Annotated in this window: 10 protein-coding genes; 2 read left to right on the top strand and 8 right to left on the bottom strand. The window is 67.2% G+C overall.

Going from position 1 to position 13,497, the window contains the following annotated elements:
- Positions 1-6 precede the first annotated feature (6 nt).
- The 4 genes from AMK21_RS31095 to AMK21_RS31075 all read right to left on the bottom strand — a co-directional run bounded on the left by AMK21_RS31095 (position 7) and on the right by AMK21_RS31075 (position 3,353).
- Positions 7-228 (bottom strand): hypothetical protein, encoded by a 222-nt coding sequence (locus AMK21_RS31095; protein WP_073882498.1) that lies wholly within the window; start codon positions 226-228, stop codon positions 7-9.
- 825 nt (positions 229-1,053) lie between these two features.
- Positions 1,054-1,665: a hypothetical protein gene (locus AMK21_RS31085; protein ID WP_073882496.1), complete on the bottom strand. Its 612-nt coding sequence runs from the start codon at positions 1,663-1,665 to the stop codon at positions 1,054-1,056.
- A gap of 400 nt (positions 1,666-2,065) precedes the next feature.
- Complete coding sequence (locus AMK21_RS31080) at positions 2,066-2,710, bottom strand: hypothetical protein (RefSeq protein WP_073882495.1); 645 nt, start codon at positions 2,708-2,710, stop codon at positions 2,066-2,068.
- A gap of 268 nt (positions 2,711-2,978) precedes the next feature.
- A complete protein-coding gene (locus tag AMK21_RS31075) occupies positions 2,979-3,353 on the bottom strand; it encodes a hypothetical protein (protein WP_073882494.1) in 375 nt (124 codons plus the stop codon).
- A 288-nt stretch (positions 3,354-3,641) separates the two neighbouring features.
- Here AMK21_RS31075 and AMK21_RS31070 point away from each other — a divergent pair, with 288 nt between their 5' ends.
- Together AMK21_RS31070 and AMK21_RS31065 are read left to right on the top strand one after the other, a co-directional pair.
- Complete coding sequence (locus AMK21_RS31070) at positions 3,642-5,117, top strand: DNA cytosine methyltransferase (RefSeq protein ID WP_073882493.1); 1,476 nt, start codon at positions 3,642-3,644, stop codon at positions 5,115-5,117.
- A 383-nt stretch (positions 5,118-5,500) separates the two neighbouring features.
- Positions 5,501-6,112 (top strand): hypothetical protein, encoded by a 612-nt coding sequence (locus tag AMK21_RS31065; protein WP_079181282.1) that lies wholly within the window; start codon positions 5,501-5,503, stop codon positions 6,110-6,112.
- Positions 6,113-6,151: 39 nt separating this feature from the next.
- On the opposite strand, the gene AMK21_RS31060 is transcribed toward AMK21_RS31065, so the two are convergent.
- The 4 genes from AMK21_RS31060 to AMK21_RS31045 form a co-directional block, all read right to left on the bottom strand.
- Positions 6,152-7,960 (bottom strand): UvrD-helicase domain-containing protein, encoded by a 1,809-nt coding sequence (locus tag AMK21_RS31060; RefSeq protein WP_073882491.1) that lies wholly within the window; start codon positions 7,958-7,960, stop codon positions 6,152-6,154.
- Positions 7,957-9,954, bottom strand: coding sequence for an ATP-dependent nuclease (locus AMK21_RS31055; RefSeq protein ID WP_073882490.1), 1,998 nt, complete (start codon positions 9,952-9,954; stop codon positions 7,957-7,959). The genes AMK21_RS31060 and AMK21_RS31055 overlap by 4 nt, the downstream gene beginning before the upstream one ends.
- A gap of 155 nt (positions 9,955-10,109) precedes the next feature.
- On the bottom strand, positions 10,110-12,092 hold the full coding sequence (locus AMK21_RS31050; protein ID WP_324613928.1) for a pentapeptide repeat-containing protein: 1,983 nt from the start codon (positions 12,090-12,092) through the stop codon (positions 10,110-10,112).
- A 269-nt stretch (positions 12,093-12,361) separates the two neighbouring features.
- Complete coding sequence (locus tag AMK21_RS31045) at positions 12,362-13,219, bottom strand: ETEC_3214 domain-containing protein (protein ID WP_143194889.1); 858 nt, start codon at positions 13,217-13,219, stop codon at positions 12,362-12,364.
- Positions 13,220-13,497 lie beyond the last annotated feature (278 nt).

Raw genomic sequence — 13,497 nt, 5'->3', positions numbered from 1 at the left:
AAGCTGCTACCTGCCGCCACCTCCATCCAGGAAGTGGCGCAGCGTTTCGCGCACCCGGGCGACAAGCCGCGCACGCACGTCGCGCAGGCCTCGACTCCAGCGGCGAAGCCGGATCGACCACCAGCACTTCACACTGCTCACGGCCGGCGGGCCGACCACCGCGGCGAAAGCCAGCATCAGGACGAGCAGCGCCGTCGATGAGACGGGCACCTCGATAACGTTGGGCACCTTCAGACCTCTTCAGTCAGGACGCTCGCGCGCCTGACTGTGCGGTCAGGCAGCGGCGAGCAAACTCGATTCGGGAACCGGAGACGTACGCTCTGCCCCCGGTGCACGAGGTACCAGAACTGCTGATAGCCGACGGATTCCGCATGGGGCCGTATCCAGGGACACGATGTCCTCGGGCTCGGCAAGCGGAGCCATGGGGGCGGCCAGGGCCCGCCACAGCTCGTCAGCTGTCCGGCGCCAATAGGCCAGACCGGTCTGGAGAGATGCCCAGTCGGTGGCAGCCGACACGAGCGTGTGCCGCGAGTCGACAGCCCTCGGTCCCCGAGTGAGCCTATTCAGGCAGGGGGCGCCGGAAGTAAAGACGGGCGGCAGGGCAACGTGATCGACAGAGAACCGAGTAGGGCCGTCGTGAATCTCGGCGCGCCCCCTGGCGGCCTTGAAGAGAGCCCGGAGCTCGGACAGCAGGTTCTTCCGCGACCGGATCTCAACCTTAGTCCGCATCAAGATGCGCTCGGCGTAGAGAGCCGCGGAGAGCCTCTGCTGTCCGTCATGCACGACGAAGTCGGACATGGAGATGTCCTCGCTCCATTCGTACCGCCACGAGCCGGTGGGTGGAGTTTCGAGAAAGCGGTGGCTCTCACCGGCATGGGAGGGGGACGCGATGATTCGGTCGGCCAGGGTGCTCAGGGCATAGTTCGCGACGGAGTGCCTCCGGACCGGGAGAGCGGTCTGGAGGTAGGCGCGCCACGGAGTGCTAAGCCGACCCATGCTCCTATCCTACCGGCGGGCTGTGAGGTCACCGTCCCGGGCCGCCTGGGCAGTTGACTACCGGACGACGTGAGGGGGCGCAGGCAGAGCAGCGGCACGCCACTCCGCTTCCTTCCGCAACGTGTCCTTGAGTACCGCGTTCTCTTGGGACTCAAGGGGTACGGTTCCGCCCGTCGTGATGGCGGCCGCGGCTGTAACCGTAGGCATCGAGTACCTGACTGGGGAGCGGGTGGACCGCCCCGGCAGGTGGAGACGGGCAACGCCGGCTGCGACATCGGCCCGGAGTGCGCCGTGCCAGCGAACCCAGAGAGCGGGGCGTCCGCGCAGAGCTTCGTCCCGGAGCTTGTCGGTCGCGGTGCCGAAGTCCTCGCGGTCGATCTCGACGGCGACGGGCGGACCGGTTTCCCGGAACAGTTGAAGATCCAGATAGGCGGACCAGGGCGGCTCCCAGTACGTGATGCACCCTCCGAATTTCATCGTCGGGGGATCGATGTAGCGCACGGGCGCCTCGTTCACGGGCCGCCAACCGGCCGTCCGAGCCCAGCGAGCGACGGCGTCCGTGATGCGACTGGTTGCCTCCTTGGCGGTCAATCCGTCGAAGGAGAAGTGGGTAGCGGTCAGGTACGCGCGTAAGTCAACGGCGAGGTTCTCGGACTCCAGGCTCGGCATGCGCTGATTGTCCGTGTGGGCGCTGACAACGTCCGATGCGCGGTCGAACAGCCCGAACGCGTGGCCCAGTCAGCGATCGACGCTGAGGTGACGCGCTGCTGTGGAACCTGGCTCTCAGGGCAGCGGGGGCTCTGCCCCCACACCCCGACCACCCTGCTGAGGGGCCCCGGGATGGTCCGCGCGGGTTGTGTGGGGGAGGGGTGGTGGTGCGCGGGGTGGGTCCCTCGTCGGGCGCCCCTCCGCACCATGCCCTACGACCGGGCGGGGCCGGCTCCGCAAGCTCCGCCACCCCCACCCGCCCGCAGGGCCACCGAGAGCGCCGCCCAACGAGGGACCCACCCCGCTTCGCCCGGCACTTCGGCGAGCGGCCGGTGGAACTGGAGCGCGAGGGGTCCGCTTCCTACCGGGTCTGCTTCCGGGCGGCGGTCACGGCCCGCCGCCACACCGGGAGCGACCCGCCGTGCTGCTCGGCCAGGGCGAGGGCCAGGTCGCCCGCCATCCGGTCGGGCTGCACGGCCAGCGCATCGAGGGCCGCGGCCACGCGGGGGTCGGGCTGTGTCTGCTTCGCCGCCTGGACCTTGGGGTCGGGACCGGTCGGCCGGCCCCCGACGGTGCCGACGCGGGAGCCTTCCCCGTCGGCGAATTCCCAGAGCTGACGGCGCGTACGGTATTCGCGGTCGCGGGTCGGCAGCTTCTCGACGCGGACCGGTGCCGGCCAGCCCGGCGGAGGATTCTTGCGGTACGCCGTGATCTTGCTGGTGTCGACGCCCAGAACCCGCGCTTGCTTCACCGGGGGCAGCTCCTCGTCCGGGTCGCCGGTGCGGTCGATCCGTCTCAGGTCCCGGGGCCGCTGTTCCGTCATTCCCCTGAACCACTCGGACCATACGACCAGGTCCCAGTGCATGACGCCGTCGATGGTCCGCGCGGGTGGGTGCCCGTTGTTCTCGCGGTCGCTCCACCGCGCGCGCAGAGAGGACTCGCCGTAACCGCTGTGCGCCATCAGATCCGTGCGGTCGGCGAACTGGCGGCCATTCAGGCTCTGCATGCTCGGTCTACCTCTCTCTCCTGACTACGATGACGACGTTCGGTTCACGGGCCTGTTGGAAGCCTTGGCGACCGTACGTACGGCCCGGCGGGATTCCCAGTGCACGCCCTGCCGGGCCGCTGACTGCCCGCTCCCGGTGTCGGCGCGGGAACCCCTCGATGATCTCGCGCAGCGGCGCCCGCCTGAACAGGCAGGGCCGGTCCGGCCCGAAACGGCTCCAGGGGGAGCGGGATCCCGCTCCCCCTGGAGGAATCTCGGCGAGGACGTGTCAGCCCGTGGCCTTGTCGAAGGCCGCCGCGTCGAACGCGAGCTCGTCCGCGTAGAACACCTCGGTCAGCGAAGCGAAGGCCCGGTCCAGCGCGAACTGGTTCTTCACCAGCCAGGCGGCGTGGCCGTGGCTCACGGCGTCGACGGTGAGGAACTGCATCGGTGCCAGCGAACCGAAGCAGGCCCGGGTGAAGTCGACCCGCTGGAGCTCACGCTCCACCGAGTGCTCCGAGGCCCGCTGGACGTCCAGGACGTCACGCTCGGGCGTCCAGCCCGGCCGGATCCTCTTGCCGCTGATGATGCCCTGGTCATCGACGATGACGTAGTAGGTGGCGGTCGCCTTGGCCAGGTCGACGGGGCGGTGTGCGTGGTCCATGAGTGGTCCTTCCAGGTTGTTGGAATTCTTGGCTCAGCCCGCGAGGGCTCGTCGTCGGCCGGGGATTCCCGCCCCCTGCTGACACCGCCAATACTGTCAAGTTTTGCGCTGCGAGCCGCCACGACGCGCCGCACGGCGCCCGGCGACTCGATCGGGTGAAGTCCCGTTCGCGACAGGGCCGTTACGTCATTCCTGTCGCCTGTTGCTGTAGTGTTGTTCATGTCGCCAAGGGTGGTCGGTACCCACCCGGACAACCCGTCAGCCCCACCACGCAGACAGCGAGATGACATGACCCTGACCGCAACCGACATCTTCTGCGGTGCCGGAGGAAGCTCCACCGGCCTGGTCGCCGCCGGATACGAACTCAAGCTGGCCGCGAACCACTCACGCATCGCCATCGACACCCACAGCGCCAACCACACCGACGCCGACCACATCTGCGCCGACATCAACAACTACGACATGCGCCGCCTGCCCACCACGGACATCCTCTGGGCCTCACCGATCTGCACGGAGATCAGCCCCGCCGGGGGCACCCGCCGCAGCGCGCAGGCCGGACAGATCGGCATCGGCGACGGCTACGAGCCCGCCGACCCGGAAAGCTTCGTCCGCACCCGCGCCACCGCCTACGACGTCATGCGGGCCGCCGAGGTCCACTACTACAAGGCGATCCTCTGCGAGAACGTCACCGAGTTCGCCACCGACTGGAGGCTCTTCCAGTGGTGGCGCCAGGGCATCGAACTCCTCGGCTACAACAGCCAGATCGTCTCCGTCTCCTCCGCCCACGTCGGCGGCGACGACAACGAGCACGCCCCCCAGTGGCGCGACCGCATCTACATCGTGTTCACCCGCACCGGCATCCGGATGCCCGACCTGAGCCCCCGCCCGCTGGCCCGGTGCCCCGAATGCGACGAGGACGTCGACGCCGTCCAGGCATGGCGCAACGGCCGCCGCGTCGGCAAGTACCGCCAGCAGTACGACTACCGGTGCCCCAACACCCGGTGCGGCAAGCGCGTCGTCGAGCCCTACGTCCGCCCCGCCGCCGACGCGATCGACTGGACCAACCTCGGCAAGCGCATCGGCGACCGCCCCCGCCCCCTCGCGGCCAACACCATCGCCCGCATCGAGAAGGGCCTCGCGCAGTACCCGCAGCGAGCCAGCCTCCTCACCCTCAACCACTCCGGCCACGACGGACGGGCCATCGCACCGGAACAGGGCCCCCTGCCCGCACGCACCCGCAAGGTCGGCGAAGGCCTCCTCATCCCCGACCGGCACGGCATGCTCGTCCCCGCCGGAGGCACCTGGAACAACACCACCACCGACCTCCACGAGCCGATGCGCACGCGCACCACCCGCGACACCGAGGCGCTGGTCACCATGCCCTACGTCGTCACCATGCGCCGCAACGGCCGCGTCGACACCGTGGACCGCCCGCTCGCCACCGTCACCGCCGCAGGCCGACACCACGGACTCGTCATCCCCTACCGCCGGGGCAGCGCCAAGCCCACCAGCGAGCCCCTGCTCACCCTCGCCACCCGCGACTCAGCCGGAGTCCTCACCCCCGGCAAAGACCTCGAAGAGGCTCTGAGCGTCGAGGACTGCCACTTCCGCATGCTCCAGCCCATCGAACAGCTTGCCGCCCAGCGCTTCCCCGGCGACTACATCATGCGCGGCAACAAGACCGAGCAGACCATGCAGGCCGGAAACGCCGTGAGCTGCAACGTCGCCCAGTGGCTCGGCTCCCGCGTCGCCGCCGTCCTCTAGACCGGAACCCACCACCCGTAACCCGGAAAGCGGCGGCCGAGGGACCCCCTCGGCCGCACCCACCGGCAGCCGCCGCGCTGACTAAGTTCTACGTACGAAACGGCACCTCCCGCGCTTCTGATGCGACTCCACACCAGAGGCGCGGGAGGGACCCACCGCCAGAAACCACCCCGTCAGCCACCGCGCGTGCGCGACGGCCGCCCACAATCCGCACCCCTAGCGCGCCCCGAGACCTCCGACCCGCCGCCGAGCGACACCCGGCCCGTGACAGGCACCCCCGCCGCGCACCACCGCGCCCCTCCCGTCCGCTCGCGGCGAATCCCCAGCCGACATCGACCCTTGGAAAAGAGCGACCCCGGATGATCCCCCAAGGCCGTCCCACCATGTCCGAGGACGACATCGCCGCCGCCGCCGGACTGCCGGTCCACACCTGGCGCCGCCGCCACGGAGCGGCGTTCCGCGCCCGTGTACCCATGGTCAACCCCGGCGAGCGCCTCCGCCTCTACGACGCGGAGCAGGCCCACGCCTTCCTGAGCGGCAAACCCTGGCCGCCCGGCGCGAAGGGCGCAGCAGGCGACGACGCGCAGTGGCCGACGGCCGTCCCGCACGGGGAAGAACACCCCGACGACCTCCTCACCGACAAGGAGACCGGCAACGTTCTCGGCGTCGGCGACTCAACCGTCCGCGCCTACGCCACCACCGGACACCTGCCCGTCGGCATCGAACGCCACGGCCGCACATGGTGGCCCCGTCGCACCGCTGAAGCCCGGCGCGACGCAGGCGACCAGCACCACCGCACCCCCGGCCGAAAGCCCGGCGACCCCCGCAACCGCGCACCACGCCCCCGCCACGACCCCCGTATCGCGGAAATTGGCGAGCTGGCCGCCCACGCACCCCTCACCACCGCCGACGTCGCCCAGCGCTACGGAGTGGGGGAGCGCACCGCGCAACGGCTCCTCGCCGCAGCCCGCACTCACGCCCGCACGGAGACCTGACAACTACGCCAGGCTCGCACCCTCACACGGGGTGGCTCGTCAGGGCGTGGGAGGGCTCGTAGCGGAGCGATACTCGATCTTCATCGTCTCCAGATGGGCTGTCATGCTGCCGTGCTGCGAGATTGGGTAGGTCAGTGCTATGAAGCGGCGCGCTCGGGTGATAGCGACGTAGTAGGTCCGCAGCAGCTCGCTGGTCTCGGTACTGGTAAGCGGGTCCGCCCATGCTTGAAGCAACTCTGAGACGCTCTTGGGCTGGGGCAGGTGAATCAGGACTGCATCTGCCTCACCCCCCTTGGCCTGGTGGATAGTGGAACTGCGCATGGTGGCTTGGGCTACCTGTTGACCGTTTCCCTCTGGCACGCCGATGAGAGCGGCGATGGCCGTGTCCAAGTTCTTGGTCGGCAGCGACAAGAGCCGCGGTGTGGCCGGCTGGTCTCCGGTGGCTGGAAGCTGGGCCTTGAGTACGGTGCGTGCCGTGCTGCGCCAGTCCCGAGCGGGAGTGATGTCGACGGCTGGCAGCGCAGCTAGCAGCCGTGCAGCTCTGCGTTGCATGATCGCGGGTGAGACGCCGTGGGTCATCAGACTCTCCGCCAGGGATTCCTCGGCATCGGGATACCAGTAGTCGCGCAACAGCGTGCTGGCGATCATCAGCGCGTGTTTGCGCGCGGCTACGGGAGTCTCGGGGGTGTGGAAGACGGCCACGGCCCAGGCTAAGGCTGTGGCGTCAATCTCCTTGGGGAAACGTGGCGCGGGGCGGGACCGCGCTGTGGGGATGGCGTTGTTGCGGTATGCCAAGGCAAGGACATCGCGAGCAGCGATGCCTTCGAGCGCGGCGTAGGCGACGAACGCCTCTGCGGAGGAAACGACATCGAGAAGAGCTGAAGCCTTGGACCGATGAGTGCCATACGGGAGAAGGAGCAGCGGGCTGGCCACTTCGTGGTGGTCGCCCACCGGGTCGTCCTGGATACCACGAGAGTGAGGACGGAGGGTGGCCGCTACCCGGCACACTGGCGGGCTGCTACGCCAGTTGCCATCGAGTTCGAGATGATTGGCTAGCCGGTCGGTGAAGTCGCGCAGCTCGTCCGGACGGGCGTCGTTCCACTCATAGATGCCCTGGTCGGGGTCGGCTACCACGACCAGAGGCAGACCTGCGTGACGGAGTTGTTCGAGGATGGCGAGGTCGAGTTCCGAGCAGTCCTGCGCCTCGTCTACGACGATCTCGAAGAAGCGGTGACGCAGCAGCCTTGTCACCGAAGAATCTCTGACGTGGTCGAGCGCGGCGATGCGGGTCTCATGCCCTGTCATGTAGCCGCGGCTCTGCCACAGCAGGTCACGCCGGTTCTTGGCAAATCGAATGTAGTCGGCTTTGGACTGGTTCGAGTTGGTCAGAAATCTGGCGGCCTCGGGCCAGTCGACTTGTGTAGCCCGGGTGATTGGGTTGTAGCGGAAGTCGAAGGACGACAGGGGGACCTTGCGGTATCCGACGACGGCAGCCGGAACCTGATCCCACGACAGGACATGCTTCCAAGCAGGCGTCGCTGGGAGAAAGGGACGGACAAGGTAACGCCAGAGGAAACTGTCGAAGGTGCCAATGAAGTGAGGGAACGCTGTCAGATCGGGCCGGCTGCCGGAGCAGCGGTCTCTCAGTTCGTCGGCGGCCCTGTTGGTGAAGGACAGCATGGCCCTGCCGGCACGCTTCGGGCCGGGGGGCGTCTGGTAGTGACGGTCAACCAGGACCCGGGTCTTCCCGGCCCCGGGGCAGGCACGGATGAACAGGGGGGCTGCAGCGTGCACTGCCTGGTGCTGGCGCTGTTCGGCCTGCGTACGTCGATCGTCGATGGCGTTCACGGGCGCCCACCGTCCCCATCAGCGATCCATCGGATCGCGGCGGCCAGATGTTCAGGCACAATGAAGCCGTCGGGCTTGGTGCTCAGTCGCTCCGCGAGTCGGTAGGCGTAATCGCCCTTAGGTAGCTTGGTACCAGTGGTGAATAGATCGCCGAACGCTACTGCTCGCGCTTCAGCTGATTCGGCTTCAGCGACGGTCTTCCAGCGGTGCCCGGACTTAGGACGCAGGTCGTAGAAGACTTCGGCGAGCAGATTGAAGTTCTCGGCTCGCATCAGCTCGGGTTCGAGCGTGGGTCTGCTCTCCGCGAGGTGGTAAGTGCTCTCCGGCACGTTCCAGGAATCTAGGTGGCCTTTCAGGAAGACAACCCGGTTGAATCCGGGGACTTCCTCCTCCGCTGCCTGCTCCTTCTCCGTGGCAGGGACGGGAGCGGCCTCCTCGGCCGCTTCGCCTTGGCTGGGCAGCACGAGGTCGTCATCCGGCTCGCCCGCCTTCTTCGTGGGGTCCTGATCAGTGATGACGACCACCCGGTCGGCGATTCGCACGCCGCCTACGTCGGCCAGCAAGGCCCGAAGGTAGGGAGTGAAGTCGACTCCGTCAACGGCGACGATGCAGCTGCCCCGGAACACCGCCTTAGCGCGTGTGCGGGCAGCATCGTCGGCAATGGTGTCCAGCACGATGTGGGCGAAGGCTGGCACCAGTAGCGCCTCGGCCAGTCCCTCTACCAGAATTACCCGTGTGCCGAACAGCATGGCGCTCTTGGTGATGTCCAGATAGCGATCGAGTTTGGCCGGCTCATGCTTGGTGAAAGGGATCGCAGCGACGGGAACCGCAGCCGTAGTGAAGGCAAAGGGACTCACTTCCGACATAGTCGAGTCGGTGGTGGCGGTAGTTCCCGAAGATACTTCGGGAAGGCGGGTGCGCTGCCTTTTCAGGACGACTAGGTCTTTCACGCTGGTCGCTGCCGCGAGCACGGGGGAGTGCGTGGTGATGACCACCTGAATCCGGCCCAGTGGCGCCCCTTCGGTCTCAGGCTGATACTCGTGCGACTGCAACGCCCGTGTATGCAGGTGGTCCAGCAGCAGATTCTGCAGCTGGGGATGAAGGTGCGCCTCTGGCTCTTCCACCAGGAAAAGGGTCAGATCTGCTCCGCGTGCGGCTTCAAGTTCGGCCAGAACGGTGGAGATGTACAAGAGATTGGCGTATCCCAGACCTGACCGGTTGATGTCCTCGACGTCCAGGCCCTCGTCACTCATGCGAGTCCGCAGAGCCCGAGCGATGGAGACCAGCGAGGGCTCTGCGAATGACAACCCCATGTGCTGAGGATGCGCCCCAGCCGTCAACCGGTTCAACGGAGCATTGATCCGCTTACGCACGTCTGCGATCTTGGGGTGGTCCTCCAGGTCGTGGAAGTGCTTGGCCTGCTCGGCCTCGAAGGCCTTGATGGCATCTTTGCTCCCCAGCTCGGCGGCGAGGATGAGCCTGAGGCGGTTACCGGAACTCGAAGCCAGCTCTTGCTGGGCATTGCGCATCGGGGGGAGATAGACGTGCCTCACACTACGGCGCGCATCGGGCTCGGGATCATCCAACAGCCGCCCCGCCGACCAGACCGGCCGCTGAGGGCGTTCGCCCTCGACAGGACGGGCGAAACTGACCGAGTAACGGGCGTGGTACCCCTGATCCACCACAGGCTCGTCCTGCGCAGACACCAGCGCCTGAAGATGCGTTCCCGCCTCGACGTCCTCCAAGCCTCCATACACAGCAGTCAAGTGCGCATTGCCACCCGCCCACGGGTGTACGTCCTCGACCTCCCACCAGCGGCTTCGCCGGCCATCGAGCGGATCGGTCAGCAGTCTCAGAGCATCGATAAAGTTCGATTTTCCTGCGTTGTTCTCCCCCACGATGACCGTGACGCCTCGACGCAACGGGACGTGCATGTTCAGCAGCGACTTGAAGCCCTCGGCCTTGACTGTCCTCAGATACAACTTCTCCCCCAATGTCCCCAGAGCTGGAGCGTACTGGGGACAACGCCCGGGCAGGTTAGAACTGTCATATTCACGGGAGAGTGGGTGTTCGAGCGCCTTCCTCAGCTTTCGACGCGGGGGTGCGGATGGTGGAGGACGGCAACCCCAGCCGAGAGCCTTCGGAGTGGTCAGCGTTTGACGCGGTTGCGGATGGCGAGCACGGCCAGGCCCAGCAGGATGGGTTCGGCCACGCGGGACACCATCTCGGTGTAGGTGCCGGTGGTTGTCAGGTCCTGTCCGGAGGAACGGAACACCACAGAGTTGAGCGTGACGTTCAAAGCCTTCTCGAAGCGCTCGCCGGTGACCCAGCACCCGGTGGGGTTCTGCGGGTCGGCCTTGTCGATCTCGAAGGTGATCCTGCCTCCACTTGGTGGCACGGTGCCGGTCGCTACCTGCTTTGGGGCGCTCTGCGGGAGCCCGCACCACATCAGCATCAGGATGGTGACGGACATGGCGAGGGCAAGCCAAATGAGAGCGCGGGAAGCCCGCAGGCCGTAGCCGGACAGCAACCAATAGCCCCACAGGAGACCGCGCTCGGCACGGGGAGTGCCGGTGGTGTCATGGCGGCGCATCTCCATCTCGCCGTAGTAGAAGTCCGCAGCCCCCGGCTCGTTCTTGCCGTCCTCGAATGCTTTGCGCAACGCCCGGTACACCGGTGCGAGCTGCGCGGGCCCAACCTGGCCGGCGCCCACCACTGGCGCATGCCAGCCCTGTACCGCGTTCGGCTGGCCCGCGCGCCAGTGATGCTCTTCGGCGAGGGTGCGCCGCCGGGTGAACCAGGAGGGACGCCTGTGAAGCAACTGCCGCCTGTGCCAGCCGTGCGGGGTTCCGACGAAGGAACAGGCTCCCTCCAGGCGGAGCTGGTCCAGGTGCACAGTCCCGGTGAACAGACACCCCGACAGGTCAACGTCGGACAGGACCAGGTGGGCTGCGTCCACGCCTCGCAGCGAAGCTATCCGCACCATGGCATCGGGCGCACCCGCAAGATCCTGTTCGTCCACCGCTCCACCGCCAGGGAGCAAGAAGGTGTCTGCTTCGGCCGCGATCGTGAGGGGGTACTCGAAGACTGCTTGCGCGAAGTCCACCGAGGCGTAGCGCAGCCGTACCTCCGCGGTAGTCGACCAGCGCGTTCGCCGGCACTCGAGGCGACGCGCCGCAAGCAGGATCGTCACCGGGCCGTTGAACGTCGCTCCGGACAACACCACCCCGCCGAGGCACACCAACGGCCCGAGGCTGACCGAGCGCTCGAAGGTCGCCGACTCGAACCCGGCATCCCCCGTGAAGGTCGCCGACTCGAACCCGGAGACGTGCTTGAAGGTCGCCGATTTGAACGTAGCGCGTCCCTTGAAGGCCGCCGAATCGAACCTGGCATCGCCCTCGAAAGCCACCTCCTTGAACCCGGCGTCGTCCTCGAAGGCTGTCGACTCGAACCAAGCCGTACGTTTGAAGGCCGCTGAAGTGAAGTCGGCGTAATCCTCGAAGTCCGCTGAGTCGAAGGCGACAACGCCTTCGAACACCACCTTGTGGAACCAGGCGGGACCTCTGAAGGTTGCCCCCACGAACCGGGCGGTGTCCTTGAAGAGTGCCGACAGGAAGTGGGCATGATTTTCGAAGGTCGCCGACCTGAACCCGCTGTGTCCCTCGAATCTTGCCTTATCGAACCCGACGGCATGCTTGAAGGTCGCCCACTCAAAGCCGGTAGTGCTCTCGAAGGTCGCCGAACCGAAGTCTGCTTGGCCCTCGAAGGTCGCCGAGTCGAAGCCAGCTCGACCTGCGAACGTCGCCGAATCAAACGTGGCATCGCCCTTGAAGGTCGCCGAATGGAAGTCGGCGTCGCCCTCAAAAGTCACCGCCTCGAATCCAGCGTTGCCTTCGAAGGTCGCCGATCTGAACTTGGCGTCGCCCAGGCGAGGGCGCCCGGTTGCGGGGTCGATCAGGGCGCCGAGCAACCGGTTCAGCAGGTCTTGTGTGAAGGGGGTGCCACGGTGGTCGATTCTGCTGCTGGCGGTCAGGCTGGCCAGGTAGCCGTCACGGTCGGCGTCCGCCAGGTGGGCGAGACAGGTGGCCTGGCCACGGACGTCGACGCCGGGGCAGCCAGCTGGCTTTTCCACGGTGGGGCCGTGACCGCAGCGCGGCCACAAAGACGGTACAGGGGTCGGGTATGTCATACCCGGAGGACGAGCTGGTGCGGCTCATAGTTGCCCACCCTCCGCCCGAGTCCGCAGCGTGAAGGAACACGCAGCCCGATCCGGTGATGTGATCCCTTCCGGACAGTCGTTTCACCGAGGGACGTCACTGCCCCCCGGGAAACAGCAGGTTGCGTGTGGTCCCAGGAGGAGTCCAGGAGCGCTGGGTCTGGCACCTCCCTCCGGCTCCTGCCTTACTCGTTCTTGCTACGGGTCATCCGTTGCTCGATTGCTCTCCGTGCGGAGTGGTATCGCGAGGCGAGCGCGACGCGGGCGGGGTGTCGGAGTTCGAGGAGCCGGACGGTGTCGAGATCGGGTGCGATGCCGCGGGGGAGGACGTCCTCCAGATTGATCGCGGGGCCGACGATGAGTACGGAGTTGATCCGGGCCGTGCGGCGGTAGGCAGCAACATCTTCGGCAGCCCATGAGTCTCCCTGGCAGCCGATCGGTGGCGCCAGAGGGGAGCCCGCATCGCTCACTCCCACCGCCCAGTGGAGGTAGCCGCCTGGGTTCCCGTAGTAGTGCTGCTCGGCGTAGCTGAAGCGGCGGGCCCCGAGCGCGTGCCACGGTCCGTCGTCCTCCGGGGCCGTGCTGGGCAGAGCGGACAGTGGCGTCTTTCCGAGCGTGATCCTGTGGGGGCCGATGGGCACTCGTGGACGGAAGAGCCGGCTGCGGGTGGTGAGGGAGTACATCAGCACTTCGTCGTGTTCGTTGCACCAGGTGACGAGGTAGCCGAGCAGTCCCAGCGGCCATGTTCGCACCGTCAGCTCGACGTCTTCGAGAACGACAGGGGACTCATCCTCTTCGGCACCGCTCCCGTACATCCGGACCGTCCGCTTGTGCAGCCAGGCGGGCTCGCCGAACTGCTCTGTGACGTAGTCGTGGCGCACGTACGGTGCGATGCGCCGGTAGGCCCGGATCAGCCGGTGGCGCTTCCCGAGGGAGGCATGCCACCACCCCCGTGCGATGCCGTAAAGGCCGTAAAGGGCGGTGAGGACGGCTGCCAGCGTCCAGACGTTCAACTTGGTGTCGACCACGGGAGAGAAGGGCACGCACACATCCTGCCGTGCCGTCCTGCATACACGCTCACGGGGTTGACGGGCTAGCCCCTCGGAGAGACAGCTTTTGCGGCGGGGCCGAACGCGACGGAAGGTGGTGCCCCCCGGGCCCTTGGCGCGCACCTTCCAGGCCCTTCGGCAGTTGTCCGACACCTGGCTGCTTCGAGGCTTCCCGGTGCGCGCCGCCGCTGCGGCGCGGGTTGCTCGTGCGCTGTCCGGTGCGGGTTCACCCAGGGGGTGGTCGTCGCTTCGTTGTGGGGGTGTGTGGTGGT

The sequence above is a fragment of the Streptomyces sp. CB00316 genome (assembly GCF_001905595.1).
Lineage (GTDB): Bacteria > Actinomycetota > Actinomycetes > Streptomycetales > Streptomycetaceae > Streptomyces.
This window is presented reverse-complemented; position numbering and strand designations above follow the sequence as displayed.